The sequence below is a fragment of the Bradyrhizobium sp. GW821-FHT13H05 genome, assembly GCF_058804065.1.
Map to the genome: position 1 here is coordinate 1 of NZ_JBXAPO010000002.1, position 25318 is coordinate 25318.

18 protein-coding genes are annotated in these 25318 nt (G+C 65.7%); 9 read left to right on the forward strand and 9 right to left on the reverse strand.

Features of this window, described 5'->3' with window-relative positions:
- Window positions 1–336: 336 nt before the first annotated feature.
- From AC1RR3_RS04610 to AC1RR3_RS04625, 4 genes are all read left to right on the forward strand, one after another.
- On the forward strand, window positions 337–1332 hold the full coding sequence (locus AC1RR3_RS04610) for an NAD(P)H-dependent flavin oxidoreductase (RefSeq protein ID WP_492819829.1): 996 nt from the start codon (window positions 337–339) through the stop codon (window positions 1330–1332).
- Window positions 1333–1357: 25 nt separating this feature from the next.
- Complete coding sequence (locus tag AC1RR3_RS04615) at window positions 1358–2329, forward strand: zinc-binding dehydrogenase (RefSeq protein ID WP_492819831.1); 972 nt, start codon at window positions 1358–1360, stop codon at window positions 2327–2329.
- Window positions 2330–2563: 234 nt separating this feature from the next.
- Window positions 2564–3937, forward strand: a complete 1374-nt coding sequence (locus tag AC1RR3_RS04620) for a cation-efflux pump (RefSeq protein ID WP_492819833.1) — start codon at window positions 2564–2566, stop codon at window positions 3935–3937.
- 225 nt (window positions 3938–4162) lie between these two features.
- The gene (locus tag AC1RR3_RS04625; protein WP_492819835.1) at window positions 4163–6493 is read left to right on the forward strand and encodes a PAS domain-containing sensor histidine kinase; all 2331 of its coding nucleotides are present in this window, start codon (window positions 4163–4165) and stop codon (window positions 6491–6493) included.
- A gap of 114 nt (window positions 6494–6607) precedes the next feature.
- Here the strand turns inward: AC1RR3_RS04625 and AC1RR3_RS04630 are convergent, their stop codons facing one another.
- On the reverse strand, window positions 6608–7501 hold the full coding sequence (locus AC1RR3_RS04630) for a LysR family transcriptional regulator (protein WP_492819837.1): 894 nt from the start codon (window positions 7499–7501) through the stop codon (window positions 6608–6610).
- Between the two features lie 224 nt (window positions 7502–7725).
- On the opposite strand from AC1RR3_RS04630, the gene AC1RR3_RS04635 reads away from it, so the two are divergent.
- From AC1RR3_RS04635 to AC1RR3_RS04655, 5 genes are read left to right on the forward strand one after another with little or no spacing between them, the layout of a single operon-like run.
- Window positions 7726–8226, forward strand: a complete 501-nt coding sequence (locus AC1RR3_RS04635; protein WP_492819839.1) for a formate dehydrogenase subunit gamma — start codon at window positions 7726–7728, stop codon at window positions 8224–8226.
- Complete coding sequence (locus tag AC1RR3_RS04640) at window positions 8223–9779, forward strand: formate dehydrogenase beta subunit (protein ID WP_492819841.1); 1557 nt, start codon at window positions 8223–8225, stop codon at window positions 9777–9779. The genes AC1RR3_RS04635 and AC1RR3_RS04640 overlap by 4 nt, the downstream gene beginning before the upstream one ends.
- Window positions 9780–9789: 10 nt before the next feature.
- Window positions 9790–12663, forward strand: coding sequence for a formate dehydrogenase subunit alpha (gene fdhF / locus AC1RR3_RS04645; protein ID WP_492819843.1), 2874 nt, complete (start codon window positions 9790–9792; stop codon window positions 12661–12663).
- A 4-nt stretch (window positions 12664–12667) separates the two neighbouring features.
- Window positions 12668–13510 carry a formate dehydrogenase accessory sulfurtransferase FdhD gene (fdhD, locus tag AC1RR3_RS04650; protein WP_492819845.1) on the forward strand — a complete coding sequence of 281 codons (843 nt, stop codon included), beginning with the start codon at window positions 12668–12670 and terminating at the stop codon, window positions 13508–13510.
- On the forward strand, window positions 13497–13727 hold the full coding sequence (locus AC1RR3_RS04655) for a formate dehydrogenase subunit delta (RefSeq protein WP_492819847.1): 231 nt from the start codon (window positions 13497–13499) through the stop codon (window positions 13725–13727). Before fdhD ends, AC1RR3_RS04655 begins: the two co-directional genes overlap by 14 nt.
- Here AC1RR3_RS04655 and AC1RR3_RS04660 read toward each other — a convergent pair.
- From AC1RR3_RS04660 to ccmE, 8 genes are all read right to left on the reverse strand, one after another.
- Window positions 13690–16671, reverse strand: coding sequence for a bifunctional [glutamine synthetase] adenylyltransferase/[glutamine synthetase]-adenylyl-L-tyrosine phosphorylase (locus AC1RR3_RS04660; protein ID WP_492819849.1), 2982 nt, complete (start codon window positions 16669–16671; stop codon window positions 13690–13692). The genes AC1RR3_RS04655 and AC1RR3_RS04660 overlap by 38 nt on opposite strands.
- Complete coding sequence (locus AC1RR3_RS04665) at window positions 16668–18128, reverse strand: sensor histidine kinase (protein WP_492819851.1); 1461 nt, start codon at window positions 18126–18128, stop codon at window positions 16668–16670. The genes AC1RR3_RS04660 and AC1RR3_RS04665 overlap by 4 nt, the downstream gene beginning before the upstream one ends.
- Entirely contained in the window at window positions 18112–18792 is a 681-nt protein-coding gene (locus AC1RR3_RS04670; protein WP_492819853.1) for a response regulator transcription factor, read from the reverse strand. The genes AC1RR3_RS04665 and AC1RR3_RS04670 overlap by 17 nt, the downstream gene beginning before the upstream one ends.
- A gap of 284 nt (window positions 18793–19076) precedes the next feature.
- Window positions 19077–20657: a Do family serine endopeptidase gene (locus AC1RR3_RS04675; RefSeq protein WP_492819855.1), complete on the reverse strand. Its 1581-nt coding sequence runs from the start codon at window positions 20655–20657 to the stop codon at window positions 19077–19079.
- A 221-nt stretch (window positions 20658–20878) separates the two neighbouring features.
- Window positions 20879–22222 carry a methyl-accepting chemotaxis protein gene (locus AC1RR3_RS04680; RefSeq protein WP_492819857.1) on the reverse strand — a complete coding sequence of 448 codons (1344 nt, stop codon included), beginning with the start codon at window positions 22220–22222 and terminating at the stop codon, window positions 20879–20881.
- Window positions 22223–22329: 107 nt separating this feature from the next.
- On the reverse strand, window positions 22330–22812 hold the full coding sequence (locus AC1RR3_RS04685; protein WP_492819859.1) for a cytochrome c-type biogenesis protein: 483 nt from the start codon (window positions 22810–22812) through the stop codon (window positions 22330–22332).
- 4 nt (window positions 22813–22816) lie between these two features.
- Window positions 22817–24799, reverse strand: a complete 1983-nt coding sequence (locus AC1RR3_RS04690; RefSeq protein ID WP_492819861.1) for a heme lyase CcmF/NrfE family subunit — start codon at window positions 24797–24799, stop codon at window positions 22817–22819.
- On the reverse strand, window positions 24796–25305 hold the full coding sequence (ccmE, locus tag AC1RR3_RS04695; protein WP_492819863.1) for a cytochrome c maturation protein CcmE: 510 nt from the start codon (window positions 25303–25305) through the stop codon (window positions 24796–24798). The genes AC1RR3_RS04690 and ccmE overlap by 4 nt, the downstream gene beginning before the upstream one ends.
- Window positions 25306–25318: the final 13 nt, after the last annotated feature.

A 25318-nucleotide genomic window follows, 5' to 3' on the forward strand; every position in this document is an offset into this window, starting at 1 on the left:
CGCGACGCGCGCCATCAAATTGCGCCGTAGCGAGCGCGGCTTGGATGGAAGGCCGGGGGGCCCGTTACCCCATCTACGAACCTCCATCATCATTGCGAGGAGAGCGACAGCCCGGCTCTCGCAGCGTGGCCGCTCATCCTTCGAGGCTCGCTGCGCTCGCACCTCAGGGATGACGGATTGAGACAACAATTATCCGCCCCGCGGAATCCCCTCGCCTCCCGCATGATCGCCCCGCCCCAACCGCACGCCGGCGCAATAGACATTTCCCGACCCCGGCGGCATCCTCCCCCCATCAACCGATAACAGAGCCTGCGGGCCGCCCAGGGGAAACAGATCATGCTGCAGACTCGATTCACAAAACTCGTCGGCGTCGAGCACCCGATCGTCCAGGGCGGCATGCAATGGGTCGGGCGCGCCGAGCTGGTCGCCGCCGTTGCGAACGCGGGCGCGCTCGGCTTCATCACGGCGCTGACCCAGCCGACGCCGGAGGACCTGACCAAGGAGATCGCGCGCTGCCGCGACCTCACCGACAAGCCGTTCGGCGTCAACCTCACCATCCTGCCGGCGATCAAGCCGCCGCCTTATGCCGAGTACCGCGCCGCCATCATCGAGGCCGGAATCACCGTGGTCGAGACCGCCGGCAACAAGCCGCAGGAGCATGTCGAGGAGTTCAGGAAGCACAGCGTCAAGGTCGTGCACAAATGCACCAGCGTCCGCCACGCCCTCTCGGCCGAACGGATGGGGGTCGATGCCATCTCGATCGACGGGTTCGAATGCGCCGGCCACCCCGGCGAGGACGACACCCCCGGCCTGATCCTGATCCCGGCCGCCGCCAACAAGGTCAAGATCCCGATGATCGCCTCCGGCGGCTTTGCCGATGCCCGCGGCCTCGTGGCGGCGCTGGCGCTGGGGGCCGAGGGCATCAACATGGGCACCCGCTTCATGGCGACCAAGGAGAGCCCGATTCACCAGCTCATCAAGGAGAAGATCGTCGCCAATGACGAACGCGAGACCGAGCTGATCTTCCGCACCATGCGCAACACCTCGCGCGTCGCCAGGAACGAGATCTCGACCAAGGTCGTCGCCATGGAGAAGGAGGGGGCGAAGTTCGAGGACATCCGCGAGCTCGTCGCCGGCGCCCGTGGCAAGATGGTCTACGCGACCGGCAACTCCGACGAAGGCATCTGGTCGGCCGGCCAGGTGCAGGGCCTGATCCAGGACATCCCGAGCTGCGGCGAGCTGATCTCCCGCATCGTGCGCGAGGCGGAGGCGATCATTCGCAGCCGACTCGAAAGCATGATCGCTCAACCGAGCGCGCAAGCCGCGGAATAATCACTGCAAGAAGCGAGAGTAATTCATGAAGGCTTATGTCTACGGTCCTGAAGGCGCACGGATTTCCGACGTCGCTCAACCAGAACCTAAGGGCACGCAAGTGCTGGTCCGCGTCCGTGCCTGCGGGCTGAACCGCGCCGACACCGGCATGCGCAAGGGCCACGCCCATGGCGCGGCCGGCGGCGTCGGCACCGTGCTCGGGATGGAATGGGCGGGCGAAGTCGCCGAGCTCGGGCCCGATGCGAAGGGCGTCAAGATCGGCGACCGCATCATGGGCTCCGGCGGCGCGGCGTTCGCCGAGTACACACTCGCCGATCACGGCCGGCTGTTCCGCGCGCCCTCGAACATGAATTTCGAGGAAGCCGCCACCCTGCCCGTCGCGCTTGCGACCATGTACAACGCCGTCGTCATGGTCGGTGGCGTCCAGCCTGGGCAAAGCGTGCTGATCCAGGGCGCCAGCTCCGGCGTCGGCCTGATGGCGATGCAGATCGCAAAACTCAAGGGCGCCAGGCTGGTGATCGGCTCCTCGACCGATGCCTATCGCCGCGGTCGGCTGACCGAATATGGCGCCGACCTCGCGGTCGACTCCTCCGACCCCAAATGGGTCGAGGAGGTGCTGAAGGCGACGAACGGCGAAGGCGTCGATCTCATCGTCGACCAGGTCTCGGGCAAAGTCGCCAACCAGAACCTGGCTGCCACAAAGGTCCTGGGCCGCATCGTCAATGTCGGCCGGCTCGGCGGCACCCATGCCGACTTCAATTTCGATCTGCACGCCGCCCGCCGCATCAGCTACATCGGCGTCACCTTCCGCACCCGCACCATCGAGGAGGTCCGCGAGATCTTCGACGAGGTCCGCAAGGACATCTGGAGCGCCGTCGAGTCCCGCAAGCTTCAGCTGCCGATCGACAAGGTCTACGCGTTCGACGACATCGACAAGGCGTTCGAGCACATGGAGGCGAACAAGCATCTGGGGAAGATCGTGGTGATGCTGCCGTAAAACCCGAGGCGCCGAAGGGTGGGTAAAGCGAAGCGTGCTCACGATCTGTATCCATCACGGAAGGATCGTGGGCACGGCGCTTCGCGCCTTTGCCTGCCCTGCGAGATCGAGCTTGTGGCATCAGCGCCCATTCAATTCGGAAGCATTCGCAATAGCTTCGCTTCTGCAACTCACTTGCGACTACAACTGTGGATCATCGCTTGATGTCCTGCGCTGGCCTGCTAAATCCCGGCCATGAGCGCACAGCACAACAAGACCTCGGTCGCGGCCATCTCGATCTTCGCCAGCGGCGGCATGGCGGCGGCCAAATTCGTGGTCGGGATCGCGATCGGCTCGCTCGCGCTGATCTCCGAAGCCCTGCACTCCTCGATCGACCTGGTGGCAACCATCATCACCTGGGCGGTGGTGCGGGTCTCCGACAAGCCGGCGGACGACGAGCACCATTACGGCCACGGCAAGCTGGAGAGCATCTCCGCGCTCGGCGTCACAGCCCTGCTCTACGTGCTCGCCGGCGGCATCCTGGTCGAATCCTACAGCCGGCTGCGCGAGGGAACCGCGCCGCCGACCATCTCGGCCGTGCCGTTCGTGGTGCTGGTGATCGACATCGTGGTCAATTTCTGGCGTGCCCGCGCGCTGCACAAGGCCGCGCGGGAAACACGGAGCCAGGCGCTCGCGGCGGATGCGCTCCATTTCGCCTCCGACGTGATGGGCTCCTTCGCCGTCATCATCGGCCTGATCCTCGCCGGTCTCGGCTTCTGGTGGGGCGACGCGGCCGCGGCCGCCGCAGTTGCCGTGATGATCGCCCTGCTCGGCCTGCGCATGGCGGGCTCGACCGTGCAGACGCTGCTGGACCGCGCGCCTGAGGGCGCACAGGAGAAGGCCACGGCCGCGATCCGCGGCGTGCCCGGCGTGATCGATGTCGAACGGCTGCGGGTGCGCATGGTCGGCTCGACCACCTTCATCGACACCATCGTCAAGGTGCCGCGGACCTATCCGATCGACCGCGTCGAGGACATCAAGCGCAAGGCGCAAGGAGCCGTCGACAAGGCGTTCGGCGACACCGACCTCACCTTCACCCCGGTCCCCGTGGCCCGTGACAACGAGACCGTGCGCGACCGCATCATGGTGATTGCGCATAATTCCGGCCTCGCCATCCACCATGTCACGGTGCACGATCTCGGCGGCAAGCTGATCGTCAGCATCGACCTCGAGGTCGATGCTGAAATGCGGCTCGACGCGGCCCATGACGTCGCCAACACGCTGGAGCGCAACATCCAGGAGGAGTTCGGCGACGACGTCGAGGTCGACGTCCATATCGAGCCGCTGGAACCGGAACTGCCGTTCGGCACCGATGCCGCGCCGGAACGCGTCGATGTCATCGCCGCCGCGCTGACCGAATATGCCGCCGGCGGCGAGATCCACGACATCCATAATGTGCGCGTCCGCAACACCGACGCCGGCGAGATCGTCAACTTCCACTGCCGCGCCATGCCGTCGATGAGCGTGATCAAGGTGCACGAGCATGTCGACGCGATCGAGCGGGCGCTCCGCCGCGCGTTCCCAAGCGTGAAGCGCGTGATCAGCCACGCCGAGCCGCCGCGCGCGTGAGACGGCGCGACGGAGTCCGGTGTTCTCGTTTCGGACTCGTCGCGATACGTAATGTTGCGGACGACCAACGCGCAAACTGCGCGTTGGATAAGAATAAATCCGCATTAACGATTCGTTGACTCTCGACAGCCTGCGAAAACTGGATTCAAATCGGACATGATTCGGAAGCGATGTGGGGCTGCTTCCGAGCTCAAGTTGCAAGCTGGTTTTCAGGGGGCCGAAGGCATGTCGCGTGCAGACGCCGCGAACGCGTGCGTCCAATCCGATTCGATCAAAGGATTGGCGCAATCGATCGCGAAACCTGCCTATCATCGGCTCCTGATCGCGGAGCCGGCGCTGCGACGCGCCGTGCCGACGCTCATCATCGCGTTCCTGATCACGATCTGCCTCGGCGCGTTCGTGCAGGTCGTCGATCAGACGCGCCAGAGGCGGCAGGAGATCCGGCAGGGCATCTCGGCGCTCTCCGATCTGCTCGCCGAGCGCATCGACCGCCTCGCCTCCTCGCGGATCGAGCGGCAGAAGAACATCGAGCGCCTGCCGACGCTGCTGCCCGACCTCATCCCCTCATGGGGCACGGCCACCGGCCGGCATGTCATCGTCACCTCGGCCGGCATCGACCGCCGGATCCTCGCCCGTATTCCCATCGACAGCGACCCTGCCGGCAACGACCGCCTGCTCGATGCCATCACCACGGCGCAGCTGCTTGCGGCACCGCCGCACGAGGGCAATATCTCCGACATGACGCTGCCGAACGGCAACGCCGCGATGGCGACCTCGCGGCAGATCAAGTCGCTGCCCGGCTTCGTCACCGTGATCCAGGAGCGTAACGAGCCGATCTGGGGCTCGGACGCCGCGCTCTCGGTGACGCTGTCGGCCACCACCGGCTTCGTCGTCCTGATCCTCGGCTTCGCCTTCCACTGGCAGTCGACCCGCGCCCGCGAGGGCGACCTCATCAACGACGCCGTGCGCGGCCGCATCGACACCGCGCTCAACCGCGGCCGCTGCGGGCTGTGGGACTGGGACCTGTCGCGCGGCCGGATCTTCTGGTCGCAATCGATGTTCTCGATGCTCGGCCTCGACGGCCGCAACGAACTCCTCACCTTCGGCGAGGTCAACGCGCTGGTGAAGTCTGACGACATCGATTTGTTCGAGATCGCCGACCAGCTGATCTCCGAGAAGATCGACCACATCGACCAGACTTTCCGCATGCAGCACGTCGACGGCCACTGGATCTGGCTCCGCGTCCGCTGCGAAAAGACCAGCGGCGCGACCGATTCCAGCGTGCACCTGATCGGCATCGCCGTCGACATCACCGAGCAGAAGAGCCTTGCCGAGCGGACCGTCGAAGCCGACCTTCGCCTGCGCGACGCGATCGAGACCATTCCGGAAGCCTTCGTGCTGTGGGACGCCAGCGACCGCCTCGTGCTCTGCAACTCGCACTTCCAGCGCCTGCACAAGCTGCCAGACTCAGCCGTCATCCCCGGCACCTCCTACGAGACCGTGCTGGAAGTCGGCCGCATGCCGGAGGTTCGCACCCGCCACAACGAGACCGCTGCCCAGGGCCCGGGCGCGCGCACCTTCGAGGCGCAGCTCGACGACGGCAGCTGGCTGCACATCAGCGAGCGCCGCACCAAAGACGGCGGCTACGTCTCGGTCGGCACCGACATCACCCGGATCAAGGAGCACGAGCAGAAGCTGGTCGACAATGATCTGCGCCTGCGCGCCACCGTCATCGACCTCAAGCGCTCGCAGGCGGCCCTTGAGCGCCAGACCAACGAGCTCGCCGATCTCGCCGAGAAATACCAGCGCGAGAAGACCCGCGCCGAGGAAGCCAACCAGACCAAGTCGAAATTCCTCGCCAATATGAGCCACGAGCTGCGCACGCCGCTCAACGCCATCATCGGCTTCTCCGAGATCATGGGCTCGGGCATGTTCGGCGAGCTGGGCTCGGAGAAATACCAGGAATACTGCCACGACATCCTGACCAGCGGCCATTACCTGCTCGAAGTCATCAACGACATCCTCGACATGTCCAAGATCGAGGCCGGCCGCATGAAGCTCGACATGGAAGAGCTCGACCTCGCGCAGACGCTGGCGGAATCCCTGCGCGTCGTCACCGGCCGGGCGCAGGACAAGAACCTGACGCTCGATGCCGACATCGGGACATCGATCTCGGTCGTCGCCGACCGCCGTGCGACCAAGCAGATCATCGTCAACCTGCTCTCCAACGCGGTGAAGTTCACGCCCGACGGCGGCCGCATCGTGATCCGCAGCCGGCAGCTCGACGACCGGATCGTGCTGATGATCGCCGACACCGGCATCGGGATCGCGCCGCATTCCCTCGCACGGCTCGGCCGCCCGTTCGAGCAGGTCGAGAGCCAGCTCACCAAGACCTATCACGGCTCGGGACTGGGGCTCGCAATCGCCCGCTCGCTGGCGCAGCTCCACGGCGGCTCGATGCGGCTGCGTTCGAAGATCGACGTCGGCACGGTCGTGCGCGTGACCCTGCCGCGCGATGCGATCAAGGCGGCGGCCGGGATATCGGTTGCGGCTTAAAGCCTAAAGCGCGATGGAGTCGGGTTCGATCGGCGTCCGGGATCACCTCTCCCCGACGGGGAGAGGTGATCAGAGCTCTCGGTTCGCATCGATTCAACCAAGACACATTCCGCTTCAGGATTGCAGCGACGGCGCCACTTCCCGCGCAACATTGACCAGCGCCGCGATCAGCGGCGTCATGGGATCGCGTTGCGGGATCACCATGCCGATGCTGTAATTGACATCGGGGTCGGTGATCGGGATCGAGCGCACGGTATCGGACAGGCCGAGCGTCTCGGCTAGCTTGGCCGGCATCACGCTCGCCCAGCGTCCCGTCTTCACATGCGTGAACAGCACGAGCAGCGAGTTCGAGGTCAAGGTCGGCGTCGCCTCAGCGCCGACGGAGCGCAGCGCACGGTCGATGATGCGGCGGTTCTGCATGTCGGGCGTGAGCAGGCACAGCGGCACCTGCCCGACCTCCTTCCACGTCACGGACTCGCGGTCACCGAACATCGCGTCCGGCGCGGTCAGCAGACGATAGCTCTCGTTGAAGAGCGGAATGGTGCGCACCTTGCCGATCGGCTCGTTCTCGATATAGGTCAGCCCCGCATCGACCTCGAGATTTTCGAGCAGGCCCAGCACCTCCGATGACGTGGTGGACCGGATGCTGAACCGAACCTCGGGGTGCCGGGCGCGAAACGGCGTCGTCAGCTGGGCGACCATGCCGAGCACGGTCGGGATCGCGGCAATGCGGATCTCGCCGGAGAGCTTGTGCTTCAATCCGTTGATCTCGTCCCGCATGGCCCGTGCATCGCCGACGATGCGTCGCGCCCAATCCAGCGCCCGCTCGCCCTCAGGCGTAAAGCCCTGGAAGCGGGAGCCACGCTGGACCAACATCACGCCGAGGATCTCCTCGAGCTGCTTCAGACCGGTCGACATGGTCGGCTGGGTGACCCCGCAGGCCTCCGCCGCGCGTCCGAAATGCCGCTCCTTCGCCAGCGCCAGCAGCAGTTCAAGCTTGTCGATCAACCGGTCGTCCCCTCGGATTCTGTTGTGGCATACAAGCTAGCACGGCGGGCCCTTGCCAACACGGAAAAACCGGCAAGCGGAACGCAATTGATCGCATTTCCGTATCGGTCGATTGTGTTTCCGGATCGATCTGAATTCGCAATCGCAGCATGAGACAGCTTTATTGATCTTCGAACGATTCCAAATAGTTTGCGGTCAGGGGACGCTCTGGTTGAGAACAAAGAATGACAGCGGTTTACGAGCCTGCTTACGAGGCTTCTTACGAATCCTGGGACGAGACGCGCGGCGCCGAGATCATCGCCGAACATTCCAAACAGGAAGGCGCGACGCTTGTCATCCTCCACGCCCTTCAGGAGGCGTTCGGCTACGTGCCGGAGGCGGCCATTCCCATGGTGGCGCAGGCGCTGAATCTGTCGCGCGCCGAAGTGCACGGCGTATTCACCTTCTACCATGATTTCCGCCACAAGCCGGCTGGCCGCCATGTGCTGAAGCTGTGCCGCGCGGAGGCCTGCCAGGCTGCCGGCGGCGATGCGCTGGCTGCGCGGGCAGAGGCAAAGCTCGGCGTGGCGCTCGGCAACACGACGGCCGATGATCGGGTCACGCTGGAGCCGATCTACTGCCTCGGCCTGTGCGCGACCGCGCCGTCCGCGATGCTCGATGGCCGCCTGATCGGCCGGCTCGACGAGAAGCGCCTCGATGCACTCATGGCGGAGGCCCAGCGATGAGCATGCGTCTATTCGTCTCACGCGATGCGGGTGCGGTGGCCGTCGGCGCCGACGAGGTTGCGCTGGCACTGGAACAGGCTGCGGCCAAGCGCGGCGTCGCGGTCGAGATTGTCAGGACCGGCTCGCGCGGGATGTACTGGCTGGAGCCGCTGGTCGAGGTCGCGACGCCGCAGGGCCGGATCGCCTTCGGCCCTGTGACCGAGACTGACGTACCCTCCCTGCTCGACGCGCTCGCCAATAACACGCCGCATCTGCTGCGGATCAGCGCCACCGACGAGATTCCCTGGCTGAAGCGCCAGACCCGCCTCACCTTCGCCCGCTGCGGCGTGATCGATCCGCGCTCGCTCGAGGACTACCGCGCTCATGGCGGCTACAAGGGCCTGGAGCGCGCGCTCTCGCTCGGCTCGGACGCCATCCTCACCGAAGTCACCGCATCCGGCCTGCGTGGCCGTGGCGGCGCGGGCTTCCCGACCGGCATCAAGTGGAAGACGGTGGCCCAGGCCAAGGCCGACCGCAAGTTCATCGTCTGCAACGCCGACGAAGGCGACAGCGGCACCTTCGCCGACCGCATGATCATGGAAGGCGATCCCTTCCTCGTCATCGAGGGCATGACGACAGCAGGCATCACCGTCGGCGCGACCAAGGGCTACATCTATATCCGCAGTGAATATCCGCACGCGGTCGAGGCGATGAACGCCGCGATCGTCGCGGCACGGCGCGGCGGCTATCTCGGCGACAAGATCGGCGGCTCCGCTTACAGCTTCGACATGGAAGTCCGTGTCGGCGCCGGCGCTTACGTCTGCGGCGAAGAGACCTCGCTGCTGGAGAGCCTCGAAGGCCGCCGCGGCCTCGTCCGCGCCAAACCGCCGCTGCCGGCGCATCACGGCCTGTTTGGCAAGCCGACCGTCATCAATAACGTGCTGTCGTTCGCAGCGATCCCCTTCATCCTCGCCGAGGGCGCCAAGGCCTATGCGGATTTCGGCATGGGCCGCTCGCGCGGCACGATGCCGATCCAGCTTGCCGGCAACATCCGCCATGGCGGCCTGTTCGAGACCGCGTTCGGCGTGACGCTCGGCGAGCTCGTCGACGACATCGGCGGCGGCACATTCACAGGGCGCCCGGTTCGCGCGGTGCAGGTCGGCGGCCCGCTCGGTGCCTATTTCCCCCGCGCCCTGTTCGACACGCCGTTCGACTATGAGGCCTTTGCGGCACGCGACGGATTGATCGGCCATGGCGGCATCGTCGTGTTCGACGACAGCGTCGACATGCGCAGGCAGGCGCGCTTCGCCATGGAGTTCTGCGCCATCGAATCCTGCGGCAAGTGCACGCCCTGCCGGATCGGCTCGACCCGCGGCGTCGAGACCATCGAGAAGATCATCCGCGGCGAGCGCGTAAGCGAAAATCTCGCGCTCGTCGAAGACCTCTGCAACACCATGAAATTCGGCTCGCTCTGCGCACTCGGCGGCTTCACGCCCTACCCCGTGCTCAGCGCGTTGAAGCATTTCCGGGAGGATTTCGCACCCATCCCGACCACGCTTCAGGCCGCGGAATAGGAGAACGACGATGTCTCTGATCGAAGAAATCGACTACGGCACGCCACGCTCCAAATCGACCACGATGGTCACGCTGACCATCGACGGCAATGAGGTCACGGTGCCCGAGGGCACCTCGATCATGCGGGCCGCGATGGACGCCGGCCACCAGATCCCGAAGCTCTGCGCCACCGACATGGTCGACGCATTCGGCTCCTGCCGGCTCTGCGTCGTCGAGATCGAGGGCCGTGCCGGCACGCCGGCCTCCTGCACCACGCCGGTCATGAACGGCCTCGTCGTCCACACCCAGAGCGAGCGGCTGAAGAAGCTGCGCAAGGGCGTGATGGAGCTCTACATCTCCGACCATCCGCTCGACTGCCTCACCTGCGGCGCCAATGGTGATTGCGAATTGCAGGACATGGCCGGCGCCGTCGGCCTGCGCGACGTCCGCTACGGCTATGAGGGCGAGAACCACGTCTTCGCCAAATCCCACGGCGAGATCAACGCCGCCTGGATGCCGAAGGACGAGTCCAATCCCTATTTCACCTATGACCCTTCGAAGTGCATCGTCTGCTCGCGCTGCGTCCGCGCCTGCGAGGAGGTGCAAGGCACCTTCGCGCTGACCATCTCCGGCCGCGGCTTCGACAGCCGCGTCTCGCCGGGCATGAGCGAGAGTTTTCTGGGCTCCGAATGCGTCTCCTGCGGCGCCTGCGTGCAGGCCTGCCCGACCGCGACACTGACGGAAAAGTCGGTGATCGAGATCGGTCAGCCCGAGCACTCCGTCGTCACCACCTGCGCCTATTGCGGCGTCGGCTGCGCCTTCAAGGCCGAAATGCGCGGCGAGGAAGTCGTGCGCATGGTGCCGTACAAGGACGGCAAGGCCAATCGCGGCCATTCCTGCGTCAAGGGCCGTTTCGCCTGGGGCTACACCAACCACAAGGAACGCATCCTCAATCCGATGATCCGCGAGCGGATCGAGGATCCCTGGAAGGAAGTCTCCTGGGATGAGGCGTTCTCGTTTGCCGCCGCCAAGATGCGTGGCATCCAGAAGAAGTACGGCCGCGATGCCATCGGCGGCATCACCTCGTCCCGCTGCACCAACGAGGAAACCTATCTGGTGCAGAAGCTGATCCGCGGCGGCTTCGGCAACAACAATGTCGACACCTGCGCCCGCGTCTGCCACTCGCCGACCGGCTATGGCCTGTCGCAGACCTTCGGCACCTCGGCCGGCACGCAGGATTTCGACTCGGTCGAGGACACCGACGTCGCCGTGATCATCGGCGCCAATCCGGCTTCCGCTCACCCGGTGTTCGCTTCGCGCCTGAAGAAGCGCCTGCGCCAGGGTGCAAAACTGATCGTGATCGATCCACGCCGCACCGAGATGGTGGAATCGCCGCATGTGAAGGCGCTGCATCTACCGCTGATGCCCGGCACCAATGTCGCGGTCGTCACCGCGCTGGCGCATGTCATCGTCACCGAGGGCCTCGCCAATGAAGCCTTCGTGCGCGAGCGCTGCGATTGGGCCGAGTTCGAGGAATGGGCCGCCTTCGTCGCCCAGCCCAAGCACAGCCCGGAAGCGACCGCGATCCTCACCGGCGTCGATCCGAACGATCTGCGCGAAGCCGCCCGCATCTACGCCACCGGCGGCAACGGCGCAATCTATTACGGCCTCGGCGTCACCGAGCACAGCCAAGGCTCGACCACGGTCATCGCGATCGCCAACCTCGCGATGGCAACCGGCAATATCGGTCGTCCCGGCGTCGGCGTGAACCCGCTGCGCGGCCAGAACAACGTGCAGGGTTCCTGCGACATGGGCTCGTTCCCGCACGAGTTGCCAGGCTACCGCCACATCTCGGGCGATGCCGTGCGCGACCAGTTCGAGGCGCTGTGGAACGTCAAGCTCAACCCTGAGCCGGGCCTGCGCATTCCCAATATGTTCGATGCCGCGATCGAAGGCACGTTCATGGGCATCTACGTGCAGGGCGAGGACATCCTCCAGTCCGATCCCAACACCAAGCATGTGGTCGCGGCGCTGTCGTCGATGGAATGCGTCATCGTCCACGATCTCTTCCTGAACGAGACCGCGAACTACGCCCATGTCTTCCTGCCCGGCTCGAGCTTCCTCGAGAAGGACGGCACCTTCACCAACGCCGAGCGCCGCATCCAGCGTGTGCGGAAGGTCATGACGCCGAAGAACGGCATGGCCGACTGGGAGGTCACCATCGCGCTGGCCAAGGCGATGGGCTTCGAGATGAACTACAGCCATCCGTCCGAGATCATGGACGAGATCGCGGCGCTGACGCCGACCTTCACCGGCGTCTCCTACGCCAAGCTCGACGAGCTCGGCTCGGTGCAGTGGCCCTGCAACGAGAAGGCGCCCGAGGGAACGCCGGTGATGCATATCGGCGGCTTCGTCCGCGGCAAGGGCAAATTCATCGTCACCGAATATGTCGCGACCGACGAGCGCACCGGCCCCCGCTTCCCGCTGCTGCTCACCACGGGGCGCATCCTCAGCCAGTACAATGTCGGCGCGCAGACGCGGCGCACCGAGAATGTGGTCTGGCATGCCGAGGACCGGCTGGAAATCCATCCGCACGATGCCGAGCAGCGCGGCGTGCGCGACGGCGACTGGGTGCGGCTGCAGAGCCGTGCCGGCGAGACCACCCTGCGCGCGGAGATCACCGACCGCGTGTCACCGGGCGTCGTCTACACCACCTTCCACCACCCGGACACGCAGGCCAACGTGATCACGACCGAGTATTCGGACTGGGCCACCAACTGTCCCGAATACAAGGTCACGGCGGTGCAGATCTCGCCGTCGAACGGCCCGTCCGACTGGCAGAAGTCCTATGACGAGCAGGCGCGGCATTCCCGCCGCATCGTGCCGGCAGAGGCCGCGGAGTAACGGCATGCATGTGCCCGTCCAGGCCATCGACCGCGAAACCTGGCGTGACGGCGTCACGTCGGAAGGGACGCGGCTGATCCCCGAGGAGACGCCGCTGGCGCTGACCTATAATGGCGGCACCTACGCCGTGATGATGGGAACGCCGCAAAACCTAGAGGATTTTGCGATCGGCTTCAGTCTCGACGAGGGCATCATCAAATCGGTCGACGACATCAAGTCGCTCGAAATGGTCCGCCTCGACGACGGCATCGAGCTGCGGATGTGGCTGGCGCCGGAGGACGCCGCGCGCATCAGCGAACGGCGGAGGCATATCGCCGGCCCGACCGGCTGCGGCATCTGCGGCATCGACTCGATCGCCGAGGCCGTGCGCCCTGCTGCTATCGTGCCGCAAGGGACCAGCTTCACACCGCAGCAGATCATGACGGCGATGCAAACCATCGCTCCGCTGCAAGCGATCAACATGCAGACCCGAGCGGTCCATGCCGCGGCGTTCTGGTCGCCGGCGAAAGGCATTGTCGCCTTACGCGAGGACGTCGGCCGCCACAACGCGCTCGACAAGCTCGCGGGGGCGCTGGCGCGCAGCCGGACGGATGCGAGCGGCGGCATGGTCCTGCTGACGAGCCGAGTCTCGGTCGAGATGGTGCAGAAGACGGCCGCCATCGGCGCACCTGTGCTGGTCGCGGTCTCCGCCCCTACCGCGCTCGCGGTTCGCACGGCGGAGGCCGCCGGCATTACGCTGATCGCGATCGCCCGCAGCGACGGGTTTGAAGTGTTCACGCACCAGGGCCGCGTTGCGGCTCATCGTGCCCAAGGGACTGCCCAGGAGATCGTCGATGTCGTCGCCTGACCGCCTCGTCTACATGGCCAACCAGATCGGCATGTTCTTCAGGAGCCAGGGCCACGACAAGGCGGTGCCTGGTATCGCCGATCACATCAAGAAGTTCTGGGATCCCCGGATGAAGCGCGCGATCTTCGCCCATCTCGATGCGGGCGGCGTCGGCCTGGAGCCGAACGTGCGCGAGGCCCTCACCTCGCTGAAGCAGAGCCTTCCAGCAGCGCCCTGAACACGCGCCGCACCTCGCCCTGCGTCTCCTTTACCCGCGCCTCCAGCGACGAGAAGTCCGGCGCATCGCCTGCGCGCGCCATGACGCGTAACAGATCGGTGCCGGCGGTTTCCGGCTTGAAGCGGTCACTGACGCAGAGCCGCAGAATCTGCGTCAGATCATAATAGAGCCGCGCTGCGGCACGCAGGATCTCGGCCTCCGACTGCGCGAGCACGCCGAGCTTGGCGGCATTGTCCAGAACCTGAAGCGTGCTGACGTCGAGAATATCAGGCTTGTGATGGGCGTGCACGAGTTGGAGATATTGCGCGATGAAGTCGATGTCGATCATGCCGCCGGCGGCATATTTGAGATCCCAATGGTCGGTCTCGCCTTTCTCCTGCGCGATCGCGCGCCGCATGTCGGCGACGTCATTGGCGACGACGGCCCGGTCGCGGCGGCGGGTCAGGACGTCACGGATGACGCGCTCGATCCGCTCGCAAAACTCAGATGATGCCGACACGACGCGCGCGCGCGTCAGCGCCATGTGCTCCCAGGTCCAGGCCTCGTTGGCCTGGTAGTCGGCGAACGAGGCCAGGCTCGACGCCACGGGGCCGGCGCGGCCCGACGGCCGCAGCCGCATGTCGATCTCGTAGAGCACGCCGTAATTGGTCCGCGTCGTGAAGGCACTGATCAGGCGCTGGGTGAAGCGGGCAAAATAATGCGCGCCCTGGAGCGATTTCGCTCCATCGGAGTCCGGGTTCTCGCTGTCGAAATCGTAGAGCAGGATCAGGTCGAGATCGGATGACGCCGTCATCTCGCGGCTGCCGAGCCGGCCCATCGCGATGATCGCGGTCTCCTGCCCCTTGATCCGGCCGTGCTGGGCGGCAAAGCGATCGGCGACAAGGCCGTGCACGGTGTGAACAACGCCTTCAGCGACGTCGGCAAAGGCTGTGCTGGCCTGCTGCGCCGAGACGGTGCCCGACAGGATGCGTGTGCCGATCAGGAACAGGCTCTCCTGCCCGAACAGGCGCAGGCGATCCAAAAACTCCTCGTATGAGGCGGCGTCCTGGACGGTGGCTGCGAGCCGCACCGACAATTCCTGCCGGTCGGGCATCGCGCCGAAGAAGCGCGGATCGATCAGCCCGTCCATCAGTTGCGGCTGCCGCGCCAGCATCTCGCCGAGCCGGGGTGCTGCGCCCAGCACCAGCGCCACCAGCGCGACGAGATCGCGGTTCTGGCCGAGCAGCGTGATCAGCCGGCCGCCGCGCTGGAGCGCTCCGAGGAAATGATCGAATGCGACGACGGCGCGGTCCGGCTCTTCGGCATGCGCGAGACCGTCGATCAGGGCCGGCACGAACTCGATGAAGGCGCTTCGCGTCGTCTCATTGCGGAACACACGATAGTCGCCGGTGATCCAGTCACGCACCGTCTGCGCCACGGCCGCGGGTTTCTTGAAGCCGAGCGTCGTCAGATGCTGGAGCAAGCGCGGATCGTCGGGACCCGCGCCGTAGTCGAGCGTCGGCAGACTTGCCGTGCCGGTCGGATCGTCGCCCTCGAACAGTTTTTCGTAGTGCCCCTGGACGATCCCGAGTTGCCGCAGCAGGTCGCGCGCGAACGCCTCTCGATCGGGGTAGCCGAAGAAGCGCGCAAATCGCTCGACCGTCTCCTTGTCGTCGGGCAACGCATGCGTTTGCTCGTCCGCGATCATCTGGAGGCGGTGCTCGACCCGGCGCAGGAATTCATACGCTGTGGTCAGCTCGTCGCGGGCGACGGAGGTGATCCAGTTGCTGGAAGCGAGAATGTCGAGTGCGGCCAGCGTCGGCCGCACCCGCAATTCCGGATGGCGGCCGCCGGCAATCAGCTGCTGAGTCTGCGCGAAAAACTCGATCTCGCGGATGCCGCCACGACCGACCTTGACGTTGTGACCTTCGACCGCGACCTCGCTCTGGCCGCGATAGGTCTGCATCTGCCGCTTCATGTCGTGGACGTCGGCGAGCGCGGCGAAGTCGAGATGCTTGCGCCAGACGAACGGCGCGATTTCGGCCAGCAGCGCTTCGCCTGCCTTGGGATCGCCGGCGCAGGCGCGCGCCTTGATCATCGCGGCGCGCTCCCACGTGCGCCCTTCCCGCTCGTAATAATGCAGTGCGGCGTCGCGCGAGATCGCAACCTGCGTCGAGGACGGATCGGGGCGCAGCCGCAGGTCGACGCGGAAGACATAGCCGTCATAGGTGCGCTGCTGGAGGATGCGCGCCATCCCCTGCGTCACGCGGACGAAGAACGGTTGCGGCTCGATGTCGGGCGCGAGCGTCGTGGCATGGGGATCGAAGAAGACGATGAGGTCGATGTCGCTGGAAAAGTTCAGCTCGCCCGCACCCATCTTGCCCATGGCGAGCACGATAAGGCCGCAGCCCTCTTCCGGTGCCTCAGGATTGGGCGGCAGGATCTTTCCACGTGCGGCTTCCTGCCGCAGCAGGTACTGGAGCGCCGCCTGCACCGAGGAGACCGCGATGTCGGTCAGCGCCGCCGTCACCCGCATGACAGGCCAGACCCCGCCGATGTCGCACAGCGCGGTCAGCAGCGCTGCCTCCGCCTTCATGCGGCGAAGCAGCCGCATCACCTCGGCCTCGTCGCCTGCCGCGAGCACGGCGTCCCGCGCCTCGGCGATCAGCGCCGCGAGATGCAGATCCGGATCGCATTCGAGCAGCCGGATCAGGCGCAGCGGATCGGCGCGCACCAGATCGAACAGATAGGGCGAGAATTCCGCGATTCCGGCCAGGATATTCCGGGCGAAGGGATGAACCAGCAACGTTCCAACACGGGCCGCTTGTGCCGGCTCGAGCCCGGCCAGCCAATTGTCAAAACGTCGTTCATCGATGGTGGAAGCGGCAATATGGGGAGCCTCCGCGAAGCGTGCGGCCAGGCTCTCACCATGCTTGTCCGCGTTTCCCGGCGCGGAGTGGTTCATGCCACCTTCTGTGGCACATCCGGTATTGGCGGAGCAACCCTGTCGCCAGCGCCCGCACGCGCCGGCAGCACCAGCGTGGCGACGAGGCCCGGATGGGCATCGCCCAGCCGCAATTCGCCGCCATGCAGCGTCGCAACCGCGGCAGCAAGGCTGAGGCCGAGACCGGAGCCCGGCAGCGTGCGGCTGGCCTCTAACCGCACGAATCGCTCGACGGCATGCTTGCGGTCCCCTTCGGGGATACCGGGGCCGCGATCAGTGACGCTGAGCAGCACCTGGTCGCCCTCGCGCTTCGCCTCGATCGTGATCTGCCTGGAGTCCATGCTGACCACGGTTCCACCTGTTAGCGCAGCCGGCTTGCCGTACTTGATGGCGTTCTCGACCAGATTGGCGAGCGCCTGGCTGATCAATTCGCGGTTGGCATGAACCGGCGTCGGATCGGCCTTGAGCTTCAAGGTCATGCCGTCGTCTTCGGCCAGCGGCTCGTAGAGCTCGTGGATGCCGCCCGCAACATCGGCCGCGTCAAAATCGTCCATGTTGCCGCGCGCCTGTCCGGACTCGGCGCGCGCGATCATCAGAAGCGCGTTGAAGGTGCGGATCAGCCCGTCGGATTCCTCGATGGTTCGCTCCAGCGCGGCGCGGTAATCGGCCTCGCCGCCCGATTTCGCCAGCGCCTCCTCGGCGCGGTTGCGCAAGCGCGTCAGCGGCGTCTTGAGGTCGTGGGCGATGTTGTCGGAGACTTCCTTCAGCCCCGCCATCAGCGCCTCGATCCGCTCCAGCATGGCGTTGAGGTTTTCCGCAAGACGATCGAGCTCGTCGCCGCTGCGCCCCACCGGCAGGCGCCCGCTGAGATCGCCGGTCATGATGCGTTGCGCGGTGCCGGTCATGGCATCGATGCGCGTCAGCACCCGGCGCGCGACGAAGATGCCGCCGCCGAGGCCCAGCACGACCACGATCAGAACCGACCATTGCGCTGCCTTGGCGACGATGCCGAAGAGGCGCCGCCGCTCGGCGAGGTCGCGGCCGATCAGGAGGCGGAAGCCGTTTTCCAATTCGGTGACGCGCACCAGCGCGCGATGGTCGCGGTCATCCGCGTCCTCGATCCGGCGATAGGCGGTCTCCGTCCAGCCAAACGTCGCCATCACGCCCGGCGCCAGCGAGCCGACATTGCCGGCGATCGCCTGCCCGGTCGGCGTGGTCACGAGGTAGAGGTTGGCGCCCGGCCGCAGCGCGCGGTATTCGATCGCGCGCACCAGGCGGACCAGGCCACCGCGCCCGTAGATCTCATTGATCTCCGAGGTCTCGGCATTCACCGTCTGCGTGATCTCTTCGGTGATCAGCCGCCGCGTATTCCAGGCGAAATAGCCCAGCAGCGAGGCCGCGAAGATCGCAAACAGGAACAGGTAGACCAGCGTCAGCCGGAATGCCGTCGTGCGGATGAGTTTACCGAATGCCGTCACGGATCATGTACCCGGCGCCGCGGATCGTGTGCAGCAGCGGCCGCTCGAAGCCCTTGTCGATCTTGGAGCGCAGCCGCGAAATGTGCACGTCGATCACGTTGGTCTGCGGATCGAAATGATAGTCCCAGACGTTCTCCAGCAGCATGGTGCGCGTCACCACCTGGCCGGCATGCTTCATCAAATATTCGAGCAGGCGGAATTCGCGCGGCTGGAGCGTCAGCTCGTCCTTGCCGCGGGCGACGCGATGGGACAGCCGGTCGAGCTCGAGATCGCCGACACGATAGAGCGTGTCCTCGGCAGGCCCGCCGCGGCGGCGTGACAGCACCTCGACCCGGGCGAGCAGCTCGGCGAAGGAATAGGGCTTTGGCAGATAGTCGTCGCCGCCGGCGCGCAGGCCCTTGATTCGGTCGTCGACCTGGCCGAGCGCCGAAAGAATCAGGACTGGCGCGGTGTTGCCCTTCTCGCGTAGCGCGCCGATCAACGACAGGCCGTCACGCTTGGGCAACATCCGGTCGACCACCAGCACGTCGTAATCGCCGCTCTCGGCCATGGCGAGGCCTTCCTCGCCGTCGGCGGCGTGGTCGGCAACGTGTCCGACTTCGCGAAATGCCTTCACGAGGTAGTCGGCGGATTCGCGGTCGTCTTCAATGATGAGGAGGCGCATCGTGCGTTCGGCGGCGGTCAAGGAGGTCAACCTTCTCTAAACATGGCGCGAGCGGCAATCGCATGCAAGCCGAGCGGAAGAGTCTCGGAGCGAGAAAAAGGGCGGGCGGTGAAGCTGGGGGGACCTCACCGCCCTAGGCCTTCCGACGGAGGGGGGCGTAATTCCACCGGAAGGTAGACTGGGGAAGCGAAATTTACGCTGCTCCCCCGAAGGGCGTCGGCGGCGGGGGCGACTGATGCCGGCGACACCCCTCATCTCTTGTCGTCTCCTGGGCTCCTGACCCCTCAGCCCTTGGCGAGGGGGATCGCGACGAAGCGCGACTGGCCGCCGCTCTTCACGCGCATCAGGACGCTGTTCTTGTTGTCGGTCCGCGCCGTGTTGATGGCGTCGCGGACGTCGCCGGCGGAGGCCACGCTCTTGCCGCCGACTTCGAGAATCACATCGCCTTCCTTGAAGCCGCGTTCAGCCGCAGCGCTCTTCGGATCGACTTCAGTGACAACAACACCTTCCTTGCCGGCGCCGGCGACGGAATTGGCGGGCGCAACGGTCATGCCGAGCTTCGGCACGTCGGTGCCCTTGCTCGCACCCTTGTCGCTGTCCTTGTCGATGTCGGCCTTGGCCTCGACCGTGTTCGGCAGCTGGCCGAGGGTGAGGTTCACGACCTTGTCCTGCCCCTTGTGCAGCACGTTGAGCTTCACGGTCGCGCCGGGCGCCAGGCCGCCGATGGTGCGGGCGAGCTCACGGGCGTCCTTGACGGATTCGCCGTTGACCGAGGTGATCACATCACCGGACTCGATGCCGGCCTTGGCCGCCGGACCATTCGCCTGCGGCTCCGCAACCAGCGCGCCTTCGGCCTTCTTCATGCCGAGGCTGTCGGCGATGTCTGATGTCACCGGCTGAATCTGCACGCCGATCCAGCCGCGGCTGACCGAGCCCTTGTCCTTGAGCTGCGCCACCACGCTCTTCACGGTGCTGGCGGGAATCGAGAACGCGATGCCGACGCTGCCGCCGGAGGGCGAGTAGATCGCGGTGTTGACGCCCATCACTTCGCCATTGGTGTCGAACGCCGGACCGCCGGAATTGCCCTTGTTCACGGGCGCGTCGATCTGGATGAAATCGTCATAGGGACCATTGCCGATGTCGCGGCCGCTGGCCGAGACGATGCCGGCGGTCACGGTGCCGCCGAGGCCGAACGGATTGCCGACCGCGAGCACCCAGTCGCCGATCCGCGGCTTGCCGTCGGCAAGCTTGGCGAACGGGAAGTTCGAGCTGCCCTCGACCTTGATCAAGGCCAGGTCGGTGCGCTGGTCGGTGCCGATCACCTTGGCGGTATAAGTCTTGCCGTCGTCGGTGGTGACCTCGACCTTGTCGGCACCGTCGACCACGTGGTTGTTGGTCACGGCAAAACCGTCGGCCGAGATGAAGAAGCCGGAGCCCTGGCCCTGCACGACGCGGCCGCGACCGCCACCCTTCAGGCCCGGCATACCATCCGGACCGCCGAAGCGGCGGAAGAAGCGCTCCATCGGCGAGCCCGGCTGGAACGGCGAGGAGGAATCATCGCCGTCATCGTTGCTCGCGGTCTTTTCCTTGATGTTGACCTTCACCGAGATCACCGAGGGCTTCACACGCTCGACGATGTCGGCGAAGCCGATCGGACGCTCGACCTTCCGGACCTCGTTGTTGACCTGCGCATGCGCCGGACTGGAGAATAGATCGGCAGGCGAGGTCGACGGGCTGAAGCCGTGGACGGCGATCCCAAGGCCAGCGACGACCGAAGCCATCAGCGCGATCCTGCGGGCCGAGAAAACCGACCGGCGGGGCTGCCGGTAGGACGGAAGGTTCGAGAGGTCGATACGGTCGGTCATACAGGGATCTCCAGGGCCTTGAATTCCTTTTGGTGCCTGACAGCAGCACCTTGCGGACCTGAAGATGGGGGCTCCCGCCTTACCGCGCGCTGGCGGCGGGGTTAAACTTTTGTAATAAAGGACCGAACCGATGCGGCGGTTTATCGCAGGCGGAAAGTCATGGTCTTACAGGAACTTATTCGGGTTCCCGTGATGCGCGCGGGAGGCAGCTTTGCGGCGCTTCAGCTCGCCCTGACGCTGGCGATGAACTCATCGACTTCGCGCTTCAGGGTCTCGCTCTGCTGCGACAGGTCGACGGCGGAATCCCGCGCCTCGGCCGCCATCCGTCCGGTCTCCGCCGAGGTCGAGGTGATCTGGATAATGTGATTGGAGACGTCGAGCGTTCCGTGTGCGGCGTCCTGCGCACTGCGGGTGATGTCCTGCGTGGCGTTGCGCTGCTGGGCCGTGTCGACCTCGATGCCGGACATAATCGACGAGATTTCCGACAGCGTCTTGGAGATGCCGTCGATCGCGCCGCGCGTCTCCGCGGTGATGCCCTGGATGCTGGCGACGTGCGAGGTGATCTCTTCCGTCGCCTTGCTGGTCTGGTGCGCGAGGCTCTTCACCTCGGAGGCGACCACGGCAAAGCCCTTGCCGGCTTCGCCAGCCCGCGCCGCCTCGATGGTGGCGTTGAGCGCGAGCAGATTGGTCTGCGATGCGATCGCCTGCACGAGCTGCACGACCTCGCCGATCTTGTCGGCGGCGTCCGACAGCGTGTGGATGGTGTCGCGGCTCTTCTCGGCTTGCGCAGCGGCGCCCTCGGCGCGCTGGGTCGCATCGGTGACGCGACGGCTGATGGTACCGATCGAATTCGTCATCGCCTCGGCGGAGCCCGCGACCGTCTGCACGCTCGCGCTGGCCTGGCTCGCACCGCTTGCGACCGCGTTGGCCTTGGTGCTGGTATCGTTGGCGGTCCGTGACAGCGTTTCGGCGTTGCTTTTCAGATGCACAGCCGACGACGCCACGTTGTCGACGACGCTGGCGACGAGATCGTTGAAACGCCTGATCCGCGCGTCGAGGAATTTCGACCGCTCGGCCTGATGCTGCGCTTCATGGAGCTGCTGCTCGGTGAGACGGCGCCGCTCGATCCCATTGGTCTTGAAGACCTCCAGTGCCCCTGCGAGCAGGCCGATCTCGTTGGTGCCGCCGAGCCCCGGAACGGATGTCTCGAACTTCTGGTCGGCGACCTCGCGCATGGCATGCACGATCGCCGCGAGCGGGTTGAGAATCCCATTGCGCACGGCGAACCAGGTGGTGAGGCAGATCGCGACAGCGACGACAGCGATCACGCCGCACGCGATGAGGAAATAGGAGAACGCCGTCTGCGCCTGCTGGTAGATCAGCATCGCGTGGTCGCGCGCGGGGCCGCTGAGCGCAGCGAAGTCCGACGAGAGGCTGGTGATCTCGTTGTTGAGATAGAGCACCGCGACAAACCCGGTGCCGCCGCCGATGCCCAGCAGGAACAATAATGCAGCGACGACGGCGCCAACCAGGAAGCGGATCGTCAGATTGCTGTTCGTGAACATCGCTGAGGACTCAAAAGTCTGGAATCGAATCTTGCGCCAAGCTTCCAGACAAAGGTCAACAGAGCATGAAACACGCCGTGGCAGCGGCCTAAGTATCATTACTCAGGTCAGGGCAACTTTGGTTCTTCCGACATCAAGGCTGCGACACACGCCTCTTCCTCGGGCGTGAGCGGCGGAGCCGGTACGTCTGCACCGCTTCGCGCGCGCCGGCGGATTTGCAGCCACAGCGCCAGGCCGCCGCCAATCAGCAGCAGCGGCGCAAGCAGCCACAACGCCATGGTCTGCCGCTCGAAGCGCGGCTTGAGCAGCACGAACTCGCCGTAGCGGGCGACCAGGAAATCGAGCACCTGTGAGTTGCTGTCGCCGGCCGCAATGCGCTCACGCACCAGTAGCCGCAAATCGCGCGCCAGCGGCGCATCGGAATCGTCGATCGACTGGTTCTGGCAGACCATGCAGCGCAGCTCGCGCGACAGGTCGCGCGCACGCGACTCCTTCGCGGGATCCGACATGATCTCGTCGGGCTGCACCGCGTGCACCGCCGGCAAAGCCAGCAGCATCAGCGCGACGATCATGGCGATCATCCGACGCATCGGCTCACTCCGCCGGCTGGAGACGTTGCTTGGCCCGTGCCGGTTTTGGCGCGCCGACTCGCAGGCGCCGGTCGGACAGCGACAGCATGCCGCCGAATGCCATCAGAACAGGTCCCCACCAGATCAGCAGCACCAGCGGCTTGTGATAGATGCGCACGGCGATGGCACCCTCGGCGTTGGCGTCGCCGAGCGAGACGTAGAGCTGGCTTGCGCCGCGCGTCAGCAGCGCGGCCTCGGTGGTAGAAGAACCGCGCGTGGTGAAGCTGCGCTTGGACGGCGTCATGACGCTGAGCGTCTCGCCGTCGCGGCTGACGTTGAACTCGGCGATCATCTCGCGGAAGTTCGGGCCCTGGCGCGAAAACAGCCCGTCGAGCTTGAGATCGTAGCCGGCGACATGGGCGACGTCGTTCTGCTTCATGGTCGCGATATATTCGCTGTTCCAGGTGGTCTCGCAGACGATGCCGATCAGCGCGACGCCGAGGCCGGCATGGGCGAACGCGGTTCCCCAAGCCGAGCGCGGCAGGCCGCGGGCGCGGTGCAGCACGGTAGCGAACGGCAGCCGCACGACGCCGGTGCGCTCGACGATGTCGGTCACCGCGCCGGCTATGACGAAGATGCCGAGCCCGATTGCAAGCGGCGCCAGCGTGCTGCCGCCACTCACCCAGCCCCAGACGATCGCGACGGCGACGAGGCCCGCAACACCGGCCGCGAGCAGGCGCTGGGTCACGCCGAGCAGATCGCCGCGCTTCCATGCCAGCATCGGCCCGAATGGCACCGCCAGCAGCAGCAGCGTGAACAGCGGCACGAAGGTGAGATTGTAGAAGGGCGCGCCAACCGACATCTTGAAATCGGCCAGCACTTCCATCGCCAGCGGATAGAGCGTGCCGAACAGCACGACCGCGCAGGCGACCGTCAGCAGCAAATTGTTCAGCACCAGCGCGCCCTCGCGCGAGATCGGCGCGAACAGGCCGCCCTGCTTCAACGATGTCGCGCGGCCCGCGAACAGCGACAGGCTGCCGCCGATGAACAGGCAGAGGATCAGGAGAATGAACACGCCGCGGGTCGGATCGGTGGCGAAGGCGTGCACGGAGGTAATGACGCCCGAGCGCACCAGGAAGGTGCCGAGCAGCGACAGCGAGAAGGTCAGGATCGACAGCAGGATGGTCCAGACCTTCAGCGCATTGCGCTTTTCCATCACCAGCGCCGAGTGCAGCAGCGCGGTGCCGGCGAGCCACGGCATCAGCGAGGCGTTCTCGACCGGATCCCAGAACCACCAGCCGCCCCAGCCGAGCTCGTAATAGGCCCAGTAGGAGCCCATCGCGATGCCGAGGGTCAGGAAGATCCAGGCGACCAGTGTCCACGGCCGGACCCAGCGCGCCCAGGCGGCGTCGATCCGTCCCTCCAGCAGCGCTGCGATGGCAAAGGAAAACGAGATCGAGAAGCCGACATAGCCGAGATAGAGCATTGGCGGATGCACGGCGAGGCCGATGTCCTGAAGCACCGGGTTGAGATCACGTCCCTCGATCGGCGGATTGACGATGCGCAGGAACGGATTCGAGGTCATCAGGATGAAGAGATAGAAGGCGCTGGCGATCCAGGCCTGCACGGCCAGCACATGCGCGCGCAGCGACAGCGGCAGATTGTTGCCGAACGCTGCGACCAATCCGCCGAACAACGCGAGGATCGACACCCACAACAGCATCGAGCCTTCATGGTTTCCCCACACGCCGGTGATCTTGTAGAGCAGCGGCTTCATCGAGTGGGAGTTCTCGTAGACATTCGCGACGGAGAAATCCGAGTTCACGTGCAACGTCACGAGCGCGATAAAGGACGCCCCGACGAACAGCAGCTGGGCCAGCGCGGTCGAGCGCGCGACATTCATCAGCGCGTCATCGCGCAAGCGTGCGCCGATCAGCGGCACGATGGACTGGATCAGCGCAAGGCCGAGCGCCAGCACCAGCGCGTAATGTCCTGCTTCAGCGATCACCGCACGGCTCCCTGCGAGTTGCCCTGCGCCGTCGTTGCCGCAGGCTTGGCCCCACCGGAAGCCTGGGCACCGTAATCGTCCTTCCAGTGTCCCTGCTTCTTCAGCGCGTCGGCGACGTCCTTGGGCATGTAGGTCTCGTCATGCTTGGCGAGCACGGTGTCGGCCTTGAACACGCCGTAGGCGTCGAGCGCGCCTTCGGCGACGACGCCCTGCCCTTCGCGGAACAGGTCGGGCAGGATGCCCTTGTAGGCAACGGGAAGCTTTGCGCCGCCGTCAGCGACTTCGAAGGTCACGGCAAGATTGTCACCGCGCTGGAGCGAGCCGGGTTGCACCAGGCCGCCGAGACGAAACCGCTTGCCGGGCTCGACGTGCTTCTCGGCAACCATGGTCGGGGTCGAGAAGAACACAATGGAGTCGCGCAATGCGTTGAGCACCAGCGCGGCCGCGAGCGCGAGCACGGCGAGCGAGCCGCCGATGATGGTCATACGTCTCTGCTTGCGCGTCATGGCGTATCCATTC